Raw genomic sequence first — 16,230 nt, forward strand, 5'->3', positions numbered from 1 at the left:
CGATGCTCCCAATACCCGGGCCGACGCGACTCGTGAGCGTAGGCGAGTATGAAAATCTCGCGCTCATGCACCATGTAGATTAGTTTGTAGGGAAATTTGCCAAGATGCCGCGCGCGCACGATTGGCCTGCCCCTTTGTCCATGGTAAGGCGGAGGAGCATCCGGCCACTCAATGATCAGCTCGGCAGCATGCTCAGCCGCGTCCGCGAACTCGTCAGCAATTCTCCCGCCAGCGTCCAAATAGCGGTCATGAGCGTCAAGGAACTCTTCTCGTGCTTCTGGATGTTCACTCCAGTCGCGAGTCATTTACGACGTGCCGCTAGCCTTGCCCTTGCAATGGCGATGGTCTCTCGACCGCTTACCAGCTCGACCGTTCCGTCCAACAGCTCGGTCAAGCGCCTGTCGATTGTCTGGTCCCAGGCGTCGTCGACCTCAGCTTGCTCAGTTTCATCGGCTTCTTGAAGCGCGAGCGCCGCAATTTCACGCTCGTCTGCGTTGAGAGATTTCCCCTCTTCGATGTAGCCCTTCAGCTTCGATGTCATGTACCAATTCTACGGCGCGGCCCTGACGGAGGTAAGGAACTATCCACAGGTAAACGTTGAAAATTCAATCTGAGCCGCGCAGCCAGCGACCGAAGGCGTCGAACGAGTACGGACGACCGAGGAACGCCGCAACGAGATCGGCGGCGTCCGCGGAGCCGCCTCGAGCGAGGATCTCATCGCGATAGCGGGCCGCCACGTCGGCATCGAAAAGATTCTCGGGGTCGAATGCCGAAAACAGGTCCTTCGCGATCACGAGGCTCCACATGTACGTGTAGTAGCCGGAGCCGTAGCCCTCGAGGTGCCCGAACGCCGCCTGGAAGTGCGTGCCGGGCAACGGCCGAACGAGTGAGTACCGGTCGGCGAGCGCCTGAACGGCGGCGTCGTGGTCGTCGGGGCGCTCGAGGTGCAGCCGGTACGACACCGCGGCGTAGTACATCTGCGTGCGCACGCGGTACGCGCGCCCGAAGTCCTCGGCGGTGCGCATGCGCGCGACGAGATCGGCGGGGATCGGCTCGCCCTCGGCGTCGACCGCGAACGAACGCAGAATGTCAGCATCCCACGCCCATTCTTCGAGCATCTGTGACGGCGCCTCAACGAAGTCCCACTCCGTGGCAACGCCCGAGAAGCGCGCCCAGCGCTGATCGCCGCCGAGAACGTGGTGCACGAGGTGGCCGAACTCGTGGAACAGCGTGACGACCTGGGTGTGCTCCATGAGCCCACGTGGAAAATTGCACACGAGCGTGCCCTCGGGAAGCTGGGTGCCGCGAACGCCGGTTGCGAGATCGAGCTGCGCCGCGTGCTTGTACTTGCCCTCGCGCGGGTGCAGGTCGAGGTAGATGCGGCCGATGCGCTCGTCGCCGCGATGCACGTCGTAGCACGCGACGTCGTCTGCCCACCGCGGCACGTCTGGCCGCTCACGGTAGCTGATGCCGAACAGCCGGCCCGTGACCTCGAGCAGACCGGCGCGCACGCGCTCGAAGTCGAAGTAGCGGCGCACGTTCTGCGCGTCGACGTCGAACTGCTCGCGCCGCACGAGCTCGGTGTAGTACGCGCTGTCGCCCGTCGTGATCTCGGTGATGCTCGGGTCGTCCTGCTGTGCGCGGCGCAGTAGAGCCTCCACCTCGGCGCGCCCGCTCTCGCCCGCGAGCTGCGAGATGCGCTCGATGAAGTCGGCGACGGCCGCCCCTGTGCCGATCATCTTGTCTTCGGTGTCGAAGTCGGGCCACGAGTCGTAGCCGAGCAGCCTCGCCTGCTCGGCGCGGAGGTCGAGCATCTCGTGCAGAAGAGCGTCGTTCGCGGGCCACGCACGACTGTTGAACTGGCGAGACACAGCGTGGCGCGCGTCACGGTCGGTGGCGAAGGTGAGAAACGGAATGGTGTCGGGGTAGTCGGTCGTAATTGTGACGAGGCCGTCGGCGTCGGCCGGATGCTCGTTACGGTAGTCCTCGGGCAGCCCGTCGAGCTGTTCGGGGCGCAGTTGCAGCGACCGCACGTCGTCGCGGATGGTGCGCGAGAACCGCTGCCCGACGATCGTGGAACGCTCACTGATCTCGGTGAGCCGCGCCCGCGTCGCACCGTCGCGGTCGACGCCGCTGCGGCGGAAATCGCGCAGAACGTGCTCGAGCAGGCGAGCGGCCTCGGCGTCGAGCTCGGCCGTGTCGACGGACGCGAGTACCCCGTACAGCTCACGGTCTTGCCCGCGTTCGGTCAGGAACGCGATGATCGCCTGCGACTTCTCCTCAGAGAGCTCGCGCACGCTCGGGTCGGGGTGCACCTCGGCGAAGAGGCTAGTGAATCCGGATGCTGTCGAGATGACACGCTCCGCGTCGTTCCACAGCTCGAGCACCTCGAGCGGCGTTCGGGCGGCGCCGTCCTTGAGGCGCTCAACGACGTCACGCCCCGTGGCGAGCGCGGAATCCGCTCCGTCGGAGATGAAAGCGGGCCAGTCGGTAGCGGAGCGGGGAAGCGCGAGTGGTTCGGCAGTCATGGGCGCCACTCTACGCGCCCCCCAATCACGATCGGTTCAGGCTCCGAAGCGCTTCCAGACCAGAAGCAAACGAGTCGTTGAATCGCTCGCGTTCTGATGCGGGGATACCGTTGCCTGCCGCAACCGCTCGCCATTCGCTGAGCACGTCAGCAACGTGCGCCACCACCGCACGCGCTTCGTCCGGGGAGAGCCTGCAGAGTCGGGCGAGCTCCAGGAGCCCTTCGGCTTCGTCGGCGGGGGTGTCGGCACCAGCAATCGTCGTCTGACGTACGTCGGGGTCTGGGTTCGGATTCACGTCGAATGCCGGACTGAGCACCCATCCCCCGCGGCCTCTGAGAAACCCGTGATTGCGGAGATGGTCGTCGGTATTGTTCAATCCGATGCTGACGGCAACGCGCCGAAACAGCTGATGCGCATCTTCTTTCGCGTGGGCACTCACCTCGCCGAGCTGTTCAGCAATGTCGGCGTAATCACCCGAGTCTCCGTCCCGGTATCCGAGGAGCGTCATCGCACTCATGTATCCGATTCGGACGGCATTGTCAGACGCGGCACTGCGTCGGGAAGTTGTGCGGTCAAAGCGATCCAGCAGCAGCACGTGCCGATCTCCCGTACGTTCGAGCCGATGATCGGCGACCCGGACACCGGCTGCCTCCGCGAGGTCCAGTGCAGTGGCTTCCCACGCCATGACGTTCCACGAATCGGCATGGTGCGGAAACTTTGCAATCAGCTGACGGCCGTCGGCGTCAAGCACCGCCGCTTTCGGTCGCGCTCCACCGAGGGAAGCGGTCCCTGCAGCGAGGAGAGTCTTCACCGCTGAAAAGTCGTCATCTGACGTGTCACGAGCGGCGGTGTCGGCGGCATGAAGCAGTTGAGGCAGGCTGACGAGCTTGGGCACGGAGTGCGCGGGGTCAAGGAACTCCGATGATTCGCCACCGCGAAACCTCAAGGCTCCCTGGCGCGTCACATCGCTGACCCCGACCAAGAAGTCCACGTCGTCGAGGCTGTTTGACCTGCGCGATTCTTCGCGGGCGAGCGCTCGTTCGCGCTTCTTGATCAAGTTGCGTCCCCACCGATCCGGTGCTGAGTCCGAAAATGCGCCGGGGAGACCGGTCGTGTGCTGGGTGCCAGAGACAAGCTCGAGAGTCGGATCAACGGGATACGCACGCGGGTGCGCCAGGTAATCCTGTTCGTACTGGAATGTCGTGGAGGTGAGCGCACCTCGGCTACGGTGAAATTGCGCCCGCCCCGCGAAGACCATTCTACCGTCGAGTTCGACGTAGACCTGGAGCTCCTCGTATCGCGTCATCGCACACGCTGACGATCGAGCATGCTGGCTCGGGCCCGACCGAGATCTGTGGTCAGGGGATCGAGCGCCTCGGTAAGTTTCTCAAGGACACCGAGTGCGCGTGCAACCCGCAGCACAACATGAAAGCTCACCGTTGAGTCACCGTGCTCGAGCTTGCGGAGGGTATCCCTGCTGATGTCGGCGCGGTCGGCGACCTGCTCGGCGGTGAGACCGAGAATCTTCCGCCAGCCGGCGACGTCCTCGCCGATTTCGCGAGCGGACCTGAGAATGACGGCGGGCAGCTCGGTAGCCATTGCGCGACCTCTCACTCGTTATTGACGGACAGCTCAGCCATTATAGCCGATACAGGCGAGTATGTCAGTCATTACACCGACACTGTGGCTCCTCTGCGCTGAGTGTGACACAGCAGCGGCCTGGCGCCGGGTCGAGGTCGGCCCGCAGAACTCCGGGCGCCACACCGTCGGTGAACGCACTCAGCATGTCGTGGTTCATGCCGCAGACCAGCTGCGTGTGAGCTCCCGCGAGCTGGTGAAAGGGACAGTTGGCCATGACGATACGGTCGCCGTCGACGCGCGGCTCGTACCCCAGGCCGCGCAGCGTCGTCGCGGCGATGTCGAATGCTCTGTCAGCATCCGTCCCCTCACCGTCATGCTCGGCGGCCAGCAGCTCTCCCCGCTCGCGCGCGACGGCTCGCAGCGCGCTGGAGATGTCTTCACCCTGGCTCGACCTCGCGATCGCCCGCGCCATGAGATCACCCGCGAGTACGTACTCGCGTGCGGGCAGCGAGATGTCAAGCTCGACCTCGGAGCGCTCGTAGAGCTTGGCACTGCGGCCAGCGCCGGGGCCCGTGCGACCGCCCGTGCGGGCATACGAGGAGCGCAGCAACCCGGCCGTCTCGAGCTTGTCGAGGTGAAACTTGGCCGTGTGCACGGGCACGGCGACAGCATCCGCCGCCTGATCCCGAGAGACCGGATGCGGTTGCGCACACACGTACAGGTAGAGGGCGCGCCGCGTCTCATCGGCGAGCGCGCTCGCACCGGCGATGCTGCTGGCAAGTCGCGCCTCGTGCATCGTGACGTCCTCTCAACAGGCCTTGACGGGCCGTGCAGTTCGTTCTAACGTAAGCAATGATATCCGTTAGAAAGCAGATGCGCCATGACGATGACTCAGTCCGTACCCCAGAGCATCGAGCAGACGCTGCCCGATATCGACCGAGCGGCACACCACGCCGAGGGGTTTCTGACCGCGCTCGGCGTTGACCTCGGCACTCCCGCACGGCGGGAGAGCGCGATGCGCATGGCCAAGGCGTACCTCGAGATGATGTCTCGCGACCCGTTCGAGATGACGACGTTCGACAATGACGAGGGGTACGGCGAGCTCGTGCTCGTGACGGGGATCGTGGTGCAGTCGCTGTGCGAGCATCACTTTCTGCCGTTCACGGGCGTGGCGCACGTGGGGTATCTGCCCGGCGAGAGGCTCGTCGGGCTCTCGAAGCTTGCCCGCACGGTCGAGTTGCACGCGCGGGGACCGCAGACGCAAGAGAACCTGACGCAGCAGATCGCCGGCCATCTCGTCGGCAGTCTGGCGCCGCGCGGTGTTGGCGTCGTGATCGAGGCGGAGCACACGTGCATGTCGTTGCGCGGTGTGCGTGCATCGGGCACCCGCACGCGGACGAGCGCGTTCACGGGTGCGCTGCGCGACCCCGCCGCCCGGCAGGAGTTTCTCGCATCACTGTGAGGCTAGCGACACAGTGACGTCACACGAAGGAGGAGTCATGAGTACTCACGGAACGGTCATCGTCGGAGCCGGACTCGCGGGAGCGAAGGCGTGCGAGGGACTGCGCGCCGGCGGCTACACGGACCCGATCGCGCTGGTCGGCGACGAACCGGAGCGCCCCTATGAACGGCCGGGGCTGTCGAAGGAGGTTCTGCTCGGCAAAGACGAGCTGTCGAGCCTCTACGTGCACGACGCCGAGTGGTACGCCGAGAACTCCATCTCAACGCACTTCGGCACGGCCGCGACGACGCTGAACCTCGACGAGCGCACCGTCTCACTCGAGAACGGCGAGATCCTCCCCTACGAGCACCTCGTTCTCGCGACCGGATCGAACCCGCGCACGCTCCCCCTCGACGGCGCAGGGCTCGAGGGCGTGCACACGCTGCGGCGCATGCCCGATACACCGGCGATCAAGGCGCACTTCGGCGAGGGAAAGAAGCTCGTGATCATCGGCGCCGGCTGGATCGGGCTCGAGGTGGCCGCTGCCGCGCGCCTCGCGGGAACCGACGTGACGGTGCTCGAGTACGCGTCGCTCCCCCTTCAGCGCGTGCTGGGCGACACGCTCGCGGCATACATCTACGACCTGCACACCGAGAATGGCGTCGACCTGCGCACGAGCGTGAGCGTCACGTCGATCACCGGCGAGAACGGACATGTGACGGGCGTCGAGAGCTCGGCGGGGCACTTCGACGCGGACGCCGTGGTGATCGGCGTGGGCGCTGCGCCGAACACCGAGCTCGCAGCATCCGCTGGTCTCGCCGTCGACAACGGCGTGCTCGTCGACGAGAAGCTGCGCACGGAGCGGCCAGAGGTGCTCGCGATCGGCGACATCGCGAACGCCCGCAACACGGCGACGGGCGGGCGACTGCGCGTGGAGCACTGGGACAACGCGATGCGACAGGGCGAGCTCGCCGCCCAGACGATTCTCGGCACGGGCGCGATCTATGACTGGCAGCCGTACTTCTTCACCGACCAGTTCGACTTCGGCATGGAGTACGTGGGGCACGGCAGCGCCGACGACACGGTGCACATTCGCGGCAGCCTCGACGCCGGCGAGTTCATTGCGTTCTGGACGAACGGCGAGCGAGTCACGGCGGCGATGAACGTGAACATCTGGGACGTCAACGACGACCTGCGCGCCGTCGTCGGGCACGAGGTCGCTCCCGCCCGCCTCACGGACGAGAGCGTCGACCTCGGTGATCTGCTCGGCAGCTAGAGAAAGCTGACGCCCAGCGACGCGAGCACGCCGAACGCAAGACCCCACAAGATGATCGAGATGATCTGCCAGAAGATCACGACGTTCTTCGATGCCCCGAACGAGACCATCGCCGCTGAGGTGATCTGACTGGGCAGCAGCGCCTGGCCCGCAAGACTGACGCCCGCGACGCCATAGCGGTCGAAACGCTCGCGCAGCTTCTGCCTGCGGGGCGACTCCTTTTTCTGCTCCGACCGCGACGTCACCCTCCGGCGCACTCCGTGCGCGCTCAGCACGAAGATCAGCATCGACACGACGTTGCCGACAACCGCCAGGCCGATCGCGACGGCCGGATGCAGCCCGAGCAGCACGCCGATCACCGATCCGAAGTACGACTCAACGAGAGGAACGGCCGCGATGACCAGAATGCCGAGCCATGTGAGCGGTTCGGGAAGGGATGCGGCGAAGGCCTGGAGCGCCTCGATCATGATGGTGCCTCTCTGTCGGAGTACGAACGTGTGTGCCGGTGCAGTGTGACCGTGCAGAACAATCCTTTCGGCCGCTGCCGCGCGCAGTAAGTGCCGCCACGTCACCGGTTGAGGTGCGATTTCGCACCGGCATCCGTGACATTTGTCACTGCTCTACACTCAGAGCCATGCCCCGATATGCGCGCCCCGGTGAGCACCAATGACAGCCGCCGAGCCCTCCGGTGCCCTGACGTCGGCTCGGCGCGCATCAGAACGCGGAGTGCACGCCACCTGGCTGTACACGCTGGCGTCGATCATCGTGTTCGTGCTGATCGTCGACGCGATCATTCTGCTTCGCGGGCTCGTCGCGGTCACAGCATCCGGTTCACTCGTCGACGTGCTCATCGTGGCGTTCACGCTGGTGTCGATGCTCGTGCAGATTCGCTATTGCTGGTTTCTGCGCGTCGGTCTCGGCGGTGGACTGCCACGGTCCTCGTGGACGATCGCACTCATCGGTGCGGCGGCGCCCGCGTGGGTGCTCGGACTGTTCTCACCTCTGCTCTGGCATGTCTCGGCGGTGCCCCTCTGGGTCTCTGCGGTGCTGATCGCGTGCGGTCTGCCGCGGCGGCGACGGTGGTGGACTCTGACGGCCGGTTTCGCGCTCGTTCTCGCGAGCTACGGACTGGCGCGGATGACGCTCGGCGGCGAGATCGGCTTCTCGGGCGGACCGGACATCGGCCTTCTGCTTATCTACGCCGCGTTCTTTCCCGCGGCCGTGCTGTTCAGCCTGTGGTGGTGGAACATCGTCGTCGAGCTCGACCAGCACCGGCGCTCGGCAGCAGAGCTCGCGATCGCGAAGGAGCGGCTGCGGTTCGCCGCAGACCTGCACGACATTCAGGGGCACCACTTGCAGGTGATCGCGCTCAAGGCAGAGCTGGCCGAGCGGATGCTGGAGCGCGACCCCGTCGCGGCACGCGAACAGCTGCGCGAGACACGCGAGGTCGCGGCGCAGGCGCTGCAGGAGACCCGCTCGCTCGTCGCCGGCTACCGCGATGCGACTCTCGACGAAGAGCTCGAGAACGCGCGCGAAGTGCTCTCGGCAACCGGGGCGGCGTGTGACCTGAGCATCGGGGCGATGCCTTCAAACCCGGGCGGCCGCCGCGCTCTCGCGTTCGTGGTGCGCGAGGCCACGACGAACATCATCAGGCACAGCTCCGCCGGTTCGGTGCGCATTGCGTTGACGACAGAGAACGGATGCTGCGTGCTGACCGTGAGCAACGACGGCGTCTCTGCGACGCCCTCTGCCGACGGCAGCGGCCTCGCGGGACTGCGCGCTCGCGTCGCCGAGCACGGCGGCACGCTCACGACGCAGCTCGACGCCGGGCGCTTCGAGCTGATCGTGACAATTCCCGATCGCGGCGCACGAACATCGCAGAGTGCGGAGGTAAGCGAGAGTGCCTGACACCGAGGCGTCGCCGCGCAGCATCCGTCTGCTGATCGCCGACGACGAGCACATGATCCGCACGGCACTCGTCGCGCTGCTCTCGCTCGAACCCGACCTCGAGGTGGTCGCGAGCGCCGACAACGGACTCGCCGCCATCGACCTCGCCGCCGAGACGACCCCCGACGTCTGCCTTCTCGATCTGGAGATGCCGCAGGCCGACGGACTCGAGGCGGCTGAGCGCATCATTCGCGCCGTGCCCACGCGTGTGGTTCTCGTGACGCGGCACGCGCGACCTGGCGTTCTGCGGCGAGCGCTCTCTGCGCGCATCTCGGGGTTCGTGCCGAAGTCGACGCCCGCCGAGCAGATCGCCGACGTCATTCGCGACGTCGCGGCGGGCAAGCGCTACATCGACTCCGAGATCGCCGCTGCCGCTCTCGCCGCCGAACGCTGCCCGCTCACCGATCGAGAGCTCGACGCCGTGCGACTGGCCCGCTCCACTCTGAGCGTGCAGCAGATCGCCGAACGGCTCAACCTCGCGCAGGGCACCGTGCGCAACTACCTCTCGTCGGCCATGACGAAGCTCGGCGTCGACTCCCGCCACGAGGCGGCGGAGCACGCGTGGCAGCAGGGCTGGATCTAGCCACAGCCGCACGCGACAGCATCCTCTTCACGCTCTGCTGGTAGATTTCCCCGAATGGGTCACTCTCACGGCACTGCCCTTCACGACACTCCCCGCCCGCGCCTCGCGCGCATTCTCACCATCGTGGTGCTCGCGATCGCCGCCGCCGTCGCTGTGGGCATGTTCGCGCTGTGGCCGCAGGGCGAGGTCGAGCAACAGGCCGGGCCGTACGAGGGCGAAGGCGTGAGCATCGTCAACGCGTCGGTCTCTGTCGTCACCGAGTTCGACTGCCAGCAGAACATGGGCGAGCCGTCGTCGATGTCGGGAATCGAGGGGCCGTGCGCAAAGGTGATCTCGCGGCTCGACGACGGCACACGCGCAACGTTCGAGGTCGACCCGTCGACGTACGCGAGCACCGAGATGACCGCGGGCGACAAAGTGCGACTCGTGCGTCTCGAAGCGTCGGAGACCGAGCCCGTCAACTACGCCTTCTACGAGTACCAGCGCACGACCCAGATGATCGTAATCGGCGTTGTGCTCGTGGTGATCGTCGCGCTCGTCGGAAAGTGGCGCGGCATTCGCGCGCTCGTCGGCGTCGCGATCGCGATCGGCGTTCTCGCGGTCTACGTGTTTCCGGCCATGCTCACGGGCCGGCCGCCCAACCTCGTCGCCATCGTCGGTGCCACCGCGATCATGCTCGTCGTGCTATATCTCGCGCACGGCGTCTCGATTCGCACAACCGCCGCGTTGTTCGGCGCCCTGTTCGGCATCGTCTTCACGGCGCTCGCGGGGGTGGTCACGACCGACTGGGCGCACCTGACGGGAACGGGAAGCGAAGAGGGGTGGATGCTGTTTTCAAGCGCGCCCGACGTGAACATGTCCGCCGTCGTCTCGGCGACCATCGTGATCGCGGGGCTCGGCGTGCTCAACGACATCACCATCACCCAAGTGTCTGCCGTGTGGGAGATGCGCGAGCTCAGCCCTCACGCATCTCGGCGGCAGATCTTCACCGCAGCCATGCGCATCGGCCGCGACCACGTGGCGTCGAGCATCTACACGCTCGTGTTCGCGTACGCCGGCTCGGCGATGATGATGCTTCTGCTCGTCTACACCTACCCGCAGAATCTTCTCGATCTGCTGACGACCGAGCGCGTCGCACAAGAGATCGTGCGCACGCTCGTGGGCACGGCGGGTCTCATTCTCGCGATGCCCGTCACGACGCTCTTCGCGATTGCGCTCGCGCCGCGCGAGCAGCAGGTGGCGCGGCACGCTCTCGTGTGAGGGGCGTGAGCGCGCGGTTCCGCGGGTCTTCGCACGCAGGTTCAGGATGCTGTCGCGCGAGCGTGCGCGACAGCATCCTGCCCCCTTACTCAAAGTGAGAAGCGGCCTCGCGCGCCTCGAAAACGACATCGTCGAGGGTCTCGCCCGTCGCGTTGATGTGGCCGATCTTGCGCCCCGGACGCGGCTGCTTGGCGTAGTTGTGCACCTTGACGGTCGGGTGCTTCTCGAGCGCCGCCGGGTATCGGTCGGCGACCGTGCCCTCGGCGGGACCGCCGAGAATGTTGATCATGACGGCAACCTCGTCGCGCAGCCCGGTCGCGCCGAGCGGCAGATCGAGAACCGCGCGCAGGTGCTGCTCGAACTGGCTGGTGGTCGATCCGTCTTGCGTCCAGTGGCCGGAGTTGTGCGGGCGCATGGCGAGCTCGTTGACGAGCAGGCGGTCGTCTGTCGTCTCGAACAGCTCGACCGCGAAGACGCCCGTGACGCCCAGTCCCTCGGCGATGTCGACGGCGATCTGCGCGGCGACCTCGGCAACGCGCCCCGCCGACTGCGGTGCCGGCGCGAAGACCTCGGCGCACACGCCGTTCTTCTGCACGGTCTCGACGACGGGCCACACAGCGATCGGTCCTGAGGGGCGACGCGCGGTGAGCTGCGCGAGCTCGCGGCGAAACTCCACGAGTTCTTCGACGAGCAGCGCTCCCCCGCGACCATCTTCGTTGAGCGCCGTGAACCAGTCGGTGACCTCGTGCGCCTCAGAGACCACGCGAACGCCCTTGCCGTCGTAGCCGCCGCGCGGGGTCTTCACGACCGCGCGGCCGCCGTGCTCGGCGATGAACTTTTGCAGGTCGTCTTCGGTCTCGACGCGCGCCCAATCGGGAACGGGCAGCCCCAGCTCGCTGAGCTTCTCGCGCATGTCGATCTTGTCTTGCGCGTACCGCAGGGCGTCGGGGCCGGGATGAACGGCGTGCCCAGCATCGACGAGGGCGCGCAGCACCGGCTGCGGAACGTGCTCGTGGTCGAACGTGATGACGTCGACGGTCTTCGCGAACTCGAGCACGGTGTCGACGTCGCGATAGTCGCCCACCTGCGTCGCAGCGAGCGACGCCGCCATGTTCTCTTGCTCGGCCAGCACGCGAATGTCGAGTCCCAGGTTGATGGCGGGCGGAATCATCATGCGGGCCAGCTGACCTGCGCCGATAACACCAACTACGGGCATGTGTCGCTCCTGTCGTGCGTGATGTTGTCTCGATTCCCAGTTGATCGGGAACCCGTCTCGCTAAACTGCGAACTCCTCTATCTTCTCGCATGAAGGACGATGCATGACCAACCACGGCGCTCGGCTCCGCGAGCTCGCGGGGCAGCTGGTTCGCTTCGGACTCGTGGGCGCCGCGGGTTTCGCTGTCGACATCGTCGTCTTCAATGCGCTGCGCCTGACGCTTCTGGCGCCCGAGAACATCGAGACGGGCCCGCTCATCGCCAAGACGGTCTCCACAGTGCTCGCGATCGCCACCAATTGGGTGGGCAACCGGTTCTGGACGTTCGCCGACAGCCGCCAGGCGAACACCGTGCGCGAGGCGAGCGAGTTCTTCATCGTGAGCATTGCCGGCATGGGCTTCGGCATTGGCAGCCTGTGGGTGTCGCACTACGTTCTGGGATTCACGAGCGTTCTCGCCGACAACATCTCGTCAAACGTGATCGGCCTGGCGCTCGGCGCTGTGTTCCGGTTTGCGCTGTACCGCTGGTGGGTGTTCTCGCCGAAGCGCGCTGTGGCGCAGCATCCGGTCTCTGATCTTGCTCGCGGTGCTGCTGGACGTGCTGGGGACGGAAGCCCTGTTGCTCAGAGCGCTGTACGCCAGGGCGCTGCGTCTCAGAGCACCGACGTCTCGTCGCGCAGCACCGAGCCGGCAGCGTAGCCGCCGTATCCGAGCTGGCCCTGCGCGCGCTCGATGAGGTCGTGCAGAACGTTCTGCACCTGATTCGCGCCGGGAACGTCTTTGAGCACGATCGGCTTGTCGACTCCCGACGTCAGCACAATGTCACCCGAGCGCGACATCGCCTGCAGGGGGCCGCGCTTGATCGTCACGGTGTAGCCGCGCGAATGCAGCAGCTCGTTGCGGGTGCGCACGAAGAAACCCTGGCGCACGATGACGCGGCGCGTCGTGAGCGTGTACCGGCGATTGAGCCACGTGAAGTACGGCAGCAGCACGAACAGCACGATCGCGGCGATCCCCGAGAACAGCACGACGAGGTTGATCCACTGCTCACGGAATGAGCCGAAGAAATACGCGACGGCGCCGACGACGCCGATCAGAATGATGGCGGGCAGAACCAGGATGCGGCCATGCCGATGCATGCGGGCGACAACGCGTTCTGAGGCGTGCTCTCCCGTGCGGTTCTCCATGGCACCTATTGTGCCGCATGGCGCAGGCACTTTCGTGTGAGCACGCCGAACCCCGCCACGCTGTTCACGCCGAACCCGTCGCGCTGTTCTCGGCGAACCCGTCGCGCTGTTCTCGGCGAACCCGTCGCGCTGTTCTCGCCGGACCCGTCGCGCTGTTCTCGCCGGACCCGCTGCCTTGAGCGCTCAGCGGCACTCCCGACGGCCCGCCGCGAGACCGGAGCCCGTCGGTGCTGAGTGGGGCACCGTGAGCGTCCCGCTGGGCCACGCCAGTCCTCGCTGCGAGCCTTCGCCTCCCGCCGCGCCAGTCTTCCGCGAGCCGTCACCTCCCGCCGCGCCACTCTCCTGCGAGCCGTCACCTCGCCAGCCTTCCGCGAGCTCTCACGTACCGCCGGGCCACTCTTCTGCGCGAGCCGTCACCTCCCGCCGCATCCGCCTTCCGCGCGAGCCCTCACGTCCCGCCGTGTCACTCTTCCGCGCGAGCCGTCACCTCGCCAGCCTTCCGCGAGCTCTCACGTCCCGCTCGCGTTCACCGCTCTACGAGGCCGGGTCGAACGCGAAGGCTCGCACTTCTTGCGCGCAACGGCACGACGCAGCGATCTTCGCCGCCCACTCAAGGGCGTCGTCGCGGGTGGCAACGTCGATGATCGTGAACCCGCCGTCGAGCTCTGCAGTCTGCGGATACGTGCCGGGCGTGACAGTACCGTCGGCGGAGACCCGCACGGGCACCACGCTGTCGTCGAGACCGCCGCCGAACACGTACACACCGGCCTTCTTCGCCTCTTCGATCACTGCGTGGGACTCGTCGACGACGCTCTGAAACTCGTCGTCGGGAATGTCCATGGCCGCGCTCGGAAACGAGATCATGTAGTGCGTCATCTCTGTGCCTTTCACTCGACGCTCGTATGGCAGAGAGCGTACGCCGATCACACACCGACAGCACTGTTCTTCGCAGCGGCTCTCGTTCCTCACGAGACCCCCTGGCACTTAACGTTCTCCGAAACCGTGATGGCACTGCTCTGATCGGTGTTGACGAGCTGATGCTGGCGTTGAGCGCATCAGCCGATCTTCTGACGGCACAGGCGAGTTGACCGTCCGTCGAATCCTGCAGGTCTGCCTGCGTCACGTGCGCTCCATTCGGAAATCTGCGGTCCTCTGCGCAGCAATGCCGCGGAATCTCGCGGTTCGTGTGGCCAGGGTTCCCCAGATTTCCGAAATTGTGGTCCTCTCTCACGCGCCAACGGGTGCCCCTCCCTCGTCCACCGCCGGGCGAACGCCAACACTTATCCACAAAGAGGCGCTGAGTCGATCCTTGATGCGTTGATCCATACGATCCTCAAGGCATGGACATTCTCGCGCTAATGTCATCGCTCGGCGAGGTGGCGCGCACTCCCCGCTTACGAGAAAAGGGCGTCAGTCGCAGCCAGATGGACGCAGCTCTTGCTTCTGGCTCGCTGATCCGCGTCAAGCGCGGGTGGGTCGCCACGCACGCGGCCGACGCCGAACAGCTCGCTGTCGTGCGACACGGCGGCCGGCTGGGATGTATTTCTGCACTGGCGCGATGGGGACTCTGGGCTGCCGATGACCGTGCCCCTCACATCGCCATGGGCCGCCGAGGGCACGCCGCCGCATTGCGCTTCGATCTCGGCACGACGACCGAGGCCGTGCGACACCCCGACGCCATTGACAGCGCGTCGCCGCGCCCGATGCTGAGACGGCCCGCACGACACCACTGGACGACGGTGGACCAGAACGACCTCGATTGGATCGTGAGCCCCGTGGATGCCCTGAGGCAGGCCGTCCACTGCCAGCCCCTCGAACACGCCGTTGCCTGCGTCGACTCGGCATTGCATCACGGCATCGTCAGCAGACCCGAGTGGGCGAACATCGCGAAGACGGTACCGCTCAATCGCGGCCCCGTCGCCAGGCTGGTTGACAGCAGCGCGGACTCAGGACTCGAGAGCCGCATTCGCGTGCGACTGGTCTTGCTGGGACACGATGTCAAGATTCAGGTTCCGCTCGCCGGGTTCGGCAATCTCGACATGGTGATCGATGACTGCGTCGGCCTTGAGCTTGACGGCGATAGATTCCACGCGGATGCTGTGCAGCGACGTCGCGATACGGCAAAGGTGGTCGTCGCGCATTCCAAGCGCCTACCCGTTCTTCGTGTGGGGTACGCACAGGCCATTCACGAATGGGAGACGGTCTACGAGGCAGTGACGCACCTGATCGAGCTTGCTCGGGGCACACAATTTCGGAAAAGTGCGTAGGCATGTCGGCGACTATGTCGTCTGACCAGGTCTTTTGCTGGCCTGAGTCTGACGAGGCCGCCGAATCTCCGAAATTAGCGCTCGGCGTCAGCGAGGGGCCGCAAGTGCGTGACGTCGCCCGCCGAAATGCTGCGCAACGTCGCCTCACCCTCGGGCTGCACCAGCAGCTGGCCGTCAGCGTCGATGCCGCGCGCGACGCCCACGAGGTCGCCGTCGGGCAGCTGCACGCGCACCGCCTGACCGAGCGTCTCGCACGCAGCGCTCACTTGCGAGACAAGCCCGCTCGAGCGCGCGTCGCCCGCCACCGCGAAGGGCTCGTACAGCTCACGCAGCTGCTTCAGATACAGCGACAGCACCGTATCGGGCGCGTAGGTGCGGCGACACTCGATCGCGAGCGACGTCGCCGTGTCCACCGGCAGCTGGTCGCGCGTCATCGATGTATTGAGTCCCGCCCCGACGACGACAGCGGGCTCGTCACCCGGAATGAGCTCGCTGAGAATGCCGCTGACTTTCAGGCCTCGCACGAGCACGTCGTTGGGCCATTTGAGCGTGGCGTCGATCGCCCGCATGCCCGCTCCCGCGAGCAGCATCTGCACGGTTCTCGTCATGGCGAGGCCGGCCATGAGCGGAATCCAGCCCAGCCGATCGGCCGGCACGCTGGGGCGCAGCAGAACCGAAGTCGCGAGACTGGACCCCGGCGGCGTCGACCACACGCGGTCGAGCCGCCCGCGGCCGGAGCGCTGCGTGTCGGTCACGAGCACGGAGAAGTCGGGCCACGCATCGGGGTCGGCAGTCGCGCGCGCAACCAGGTCGGCGTTCGTCGAGCCGGCTTCGGGCAGCCACGTGATGTGCTGCGTCACGTCGAGACTCGCGGAAAGTTCGGGGGTGGGCATACGTCAAGAATATGTCGCGCGGCGCTGGCGAACAGCATCCGGATCTGTCGATA

At 66.1% G+C, this 16,230-nt stretch carries 18 protein-coding genes; 8 read left to right on the forward strand and 10 right to left on the reverse strand.

Translation table 11 applies throughout. The features are described from left to right. Positions 1-301 precede the first annotated feature (301 nt). The 5 genes from ATJ78_RS14325 to ATJ78_RS14345 all read right to left on the reverse strand — a co-directional run bounded on the left by ATJ78_RS14325 (position 302) and on the right by ATJ78_RS14345 (position 4,905). Positions 302-541: an addiction module protein gene (locus ATJ78_RS14325; protein WP_098408859.1), complete on the reverse strand. Its 240-nt coding sequence runs from the start codon at positions 539-541 to the stop codon at positions 302-304. Positions 542-605: 64 nt separating this feature from the next. Then, positions 606-2,528 (reverse strand): M3 family metallopeptidase, encoded by a 1,923-nt coding sequence (locus tag ATJ78_RS14330; protein WP_098408860.1) that lies wholly within the window; start codon positions 2,526-2,528, stop codon positions 606-608. Between the two features lie 25 nt (positions 2,529-2,553). Then, on the reverse strand, positions 2,554-3,834 hold the full coding sequence (locus ATJ78_RS14335) for a type II toxin-antitoxin system HipA family toxin (RefSeq protein WP_245836342.1): 1,281 nt from the start codon (positions 3,832-3,834) through the stop codon (positions 2,554-2,556). Beyond that, complete coding sequence (locus ATJ78_RS14340; protein WP_098408861.1) at positions 3,831-4,127, reverse strand: helix-turn-helix domain-containing protein; 297 nt, start codon at positions 4,125-4,127, stop codon at positions 3,831-3,833. The genes ATJ78_RS14335 and ATJ78_RS14340 overlap by 4 nt, the downstream gene beginning before the upstream one ends. 64 nt (positions 4,128-4,191) lie before the next feature. Continuing rightward, positions 4,192-4,905, reverse strand: coding sequence for a helix-turn-helix transcriptional regulator (locus ATJ78_RS14345; protein WP_098408862.1), 714 nt, complete (start codon positions 4,903-4,905; stop codon positions 4,192-4,194). An 84-nt stretch (positions 4,906-4,989) separates the two neighbouring features. On the opposite strand from ATJ78_RS14345, the gene folE reads away from it, so the two are divergent. Further along, positions 4,990-5,571 carry a GTP cyclohydrolase I gene (gene folE, locus ATJ78_RS14350; protein ID WP_211288473.1) on the forward strand — a complete coding sequence of 194 codons (582 nt, stop codon included), beginning with the start codon at positions 4,990-4,992 and terminating at the stop codon, positions 5,569-5,571. Between the two features lie 37 nt (positions 5,572-5,608). Beyond that, positions 5,609-6,826: an NAD(P)/FAD-dependent oxidoreductase gene (locus tag ATJ78_RS14355; RefSeq protein WP_098408863.1), complete on the forward strand. Its 1,218-nt coding sequence runs from the start codon at positions 5,609-5,611 to the stop codon at positions 6,824-6,826. Here the strand turns inward: ATJ78_RS14355 and ATJ78_RS14360 are convergent. Further along, positions 6,823-7,293, reverse strand: coding sequence for a hypothetical protein (locus ATJ78_RS14360; RefSeq protein WP_098408864.1), 471 nt, complete (start codon positions 7,291-7,293; stop codon positions 6,823-6,825). The genes ATJ78_RS14355 and ATJ78_RS14360 overlap by 4 nt on opposite strands. A 199-nt stretch (positions 7,294-7,492) precedes the next feature. On the opposite strand from ATJ78_RS14360, the gene ATJ78_RS14365 reads away from it, so the two are divergent. Genes ATJ78_RS14365 through ATJ78_RS14375 form a run of 3 tightly spaced genes read left to right on the forward strand, consistent with a single transcriptional unit; the run spans position 7,493 to position 10,616 of the window. Further along, complete coding sequence (locus tag ATJ78_RS14365; RefSeq protein ID WP_098408865.1) at positions 7,493-8,734, forward strand: sensor histidine kinase; 1,242 nt, start codon at positions 7,493-7,495, stop codon at positions 8,732-8,734. Further along, positions 8,727-9,356 carry a response regulator transcription factor gene (locus tag ATJ78_RS14370; protein ID WP_281253399.1) on the forward strand — a complete coding sequence of 210 codons (630 nt, stop codon included), beginning with the start codon at positions 8,727-8,729 and terminating at the stop codon, positions 9,354-9,356. The genes ATJ78_RS14365 and ATJ78_RS14370 overlap by 8 nt, the downstream gene beginning before the upstream one ends. Positions 9,357-9,410: 54 nt before the next feature. Then, positions 9,411-10,616 (forward strand): YibE/F family protein, encoded by a 1,206-nt coding sequence (locus ATJ78_RS14375; RefSeq protein WP_098408866.1) that lies wholly within the window; start codon positions 9,411-9,413, stop codon positions 10,614-10,616. Positions 10,617-10,701: 85 nt separating this feature from the next. Here ATJ78_RS14375 and ATJ78_RS14380 read toward each other — a convergent pair whose 3' ends face one another. Beyond that, positions 10,702-11,877 (reverse strand): 5-(carboxyamino)imidazole ribonucleotide synthase, encoded by a 1,176-nt coding sequence (locus ATJ78_RS14380; protein WP_281253417.1) that lies wholly within the window; start codon positions 11,875-11,877, stop codon positions 10,702-10,704. Between the two features lie 58 nt (positions 11,878-11,935). Between ATJ78_RS14380 and ATJ78_RS14385 the strand changes: the two genes are divergently transcribed. After that, positions 11,936-12,529, forward strand: a complete 594-nt coding sequence (locus ATJ78_RS14385; RefSeq protein ID WP_098408868.1) for a GtrA family protein — start codon at positions 11,936-11,938, stop codon at positions 12,527-12,529. On the opposite strand, the gene ATJ78_RS14390 is transcribed toward ATJ78_RS14385, so the two are convergent. Then, positions 12,484-13,017 (reverse strand): PH domain-containing protein, encoded by a 534-nt coding sequence (locus tag ATJ78_RS14390; RefSeq protein ID WP_098408869.1) that lies wholly within the window; start codon positions 13,015-13,017, stop codon positions 12,484-12,486. The two genes, ATJ78_RS14385 and ATJ78_RS14390, sit on opposite strands and share 46 nt — an antisense overlap. Positions 13,018-13,034: 17 nt before the next feature. Between ATJ78_RS14390 and ATJ78_RS15910 the strand changes: the two genes are divergently transcribed. Then, entirely contained in the window at positions 13,035-13,196 is a 162-nt protein-coding gene (locus tag ATJ78_RS15910) for a hypothetical protein (RefSeq protein WP_156088596.1), read from the forward strand. Between the two features lie 355 nt (positions 13,197-13,551). On the opposite strand, the gene ATJ78_RS14395 is transcribed toward ATJ78_RS15910, so the two are convergent. After that, positions 13,552-13,893 (reverse strand): YciI family protein, encoded by a 342-nt coding sequence (locus ATJ78_RS14395; protein WP_098408870.1) that lies wholly within the window; start codon positions 13,891-13,893, stop codon positions 13,552-13,554. A 464-nt stretch (positions 13,894-14,357) separates the two neighbouring features. Here ATJ78_RS14395 and ATJ78_RS14400 point away from each other — a divergent pair, with 464 nt between their 5' ends. Continuing rightward, the gene (locus tag ATJ78_RS14400) at positions 14,358-15,284 is read left to right on the forward strand and encodes a hypothetical protein (RefSeq protein ID WP_143741432.1); all 927 of its coding nucleotides are present in this window, start codon (positions 14,358-14,360) and stop codon (positions 15,282-15,284) included. A gap of 74 nt (positions 15,285-15,358) precedes the next feature. Here the strand turns inward: ATJ78_RS14400 and ATJ78_RS14405 are convergent, their stop codons facing one another. Next, positions 15,359-16,177: a biotin--[acetyl-CoA-carboxylase] ligase gene (locus ATJ78_RS14405; protein ID WP_098408872.1), complete on the reverse strand. Its 819-nt coding sequence runs from the start codon at positions 16,175-16,177 to the stop codon at positions 15,359-15,361. Positions 16,178-16,230 lie beyond the last annotated feature (53 nt).

It is taken from the genome of Paramicrobacterium agarici, assembly GCF_002563955.1.
GTDB lineage: Bacteria > Actinomycetota > Actinomycetes > Actinomycetales > Microbacteriaceae > Paramicrobacterium > Paramicrobacterium agarici.

Bases quoted from the DNA above. Each gene is read 5' to 3' on its own strand.
- ATJ78_RS14325 (WP_098408859.1), bottom strand. From the start codon at position 541: ATGACATCGAAGCTGAAGGGCTACATCGAAGAGGGGAAATCTCTCAAC.
- ATJ78_RS14330 (WP_098408860.1), bottom strand. From the start codon at position 2,528: ATGACTGCCGAACCACTCGCGCTTCCCCGCTCCGCTACCGACTGGCCC.
- ATJ78_RS14335 (WP_245836342.1), bottom strand. From the start codon at position 3,834: ATGACGCGATACGAGGAGCTCCAGGTCTACGTCGAACTCGACGGTAGA.
- ATJ78_RS14340 (WP_098408861.1), bottom strand. From the start codon at position 4,127: ATGGCTACCGAGCTGCCCGCCGTCATTCTCAGGTCCGCTCGCGAAATC.
- ATJ78_RS14345 (WP_098408862.1), bottom strand. From the start codon at position 4,905: ATGCACGAGGCGCGACTTGCCAGCAGCATCGCCGGTGCGAGCGCGCTC.
- folE (WP_211288473.1), top strand. From the start codon at position 4,990: ATGACGATGACTCAGTCCGTACCCCAGAGCATCGAGCAGACGCTGCCC.
- ATJ78_RS14355 (WP_098408863.1), top strand. From the start codon at position 5,609: ATGAGTACTCACGGAACGGTCATCGTCGGAGCCGGACTCGCGGGAGCG.
- ATJ78_RS14360 (WP_098408864.1), bottom strand. From the start codon at position 7,293: ATGATCGAGGCGCTCCAGGCCTTCGCCGCATCCCTTCCCGAACCGCTC.
- ATJ78_RS14365 (WP_098408865.1), top strand. From the start codon at position 7,493: ATGACAGCCGCCGAGCCCTCCGGTGCCCTGACGTCGGCTCGGCGCGCA.
- ATJ78_RS14375 (WP_098408866.1), top strand. From the start codon at position 9,411: ATGGGTCACTCTCACGGCACTGCCCTTCACGACACTCCCCGCCCGCGC.
- ATJ78_RS14385 (WP_098408868.1), top strand. From the start codon at position 11,936: ATGACCAACCACGGCGCTCGGCTCCGCGAGCTCGCGGGGCAGCTGGTT.
- ATJ78_RS14390 (WP_098408869.1), bottom strand. From the start codon at position 13,017: ATGGAGAACCGCACGGGAGAGCACGCCTCAGAACGCGTTGTCGCCCGC.
- ATJ78_RS15910 (WP_156088596.1), top strand. From the start codon at position 13,035: ATGGCGCAGGCACTTTCGTGTGAGCACGCCGAACCCCGCCACGCTGTT.
- ATJ78_RS14395 (WP_098408870.1), bottom strand. From the start codon at position 13,893: ATGACGCACTACATGATCTCGTTTCCGAGCGCGGCCATGGACATTCCC.
- ATJ78_RS14400 (WP_143741432.1), top strand. From the start codon at position 14,358: ATGGACATTCTCGCGCTAATGTCATCGCTCGGCGAGGTGGCGCGCACT.
- ATJ78_RS14405 (WP_098408872.1), bottom strand. From the start codon at position 16,177: ATGCCCACCCCCGAACTTTCCGCGAGTCTCGACGTGACGCAGCACATC.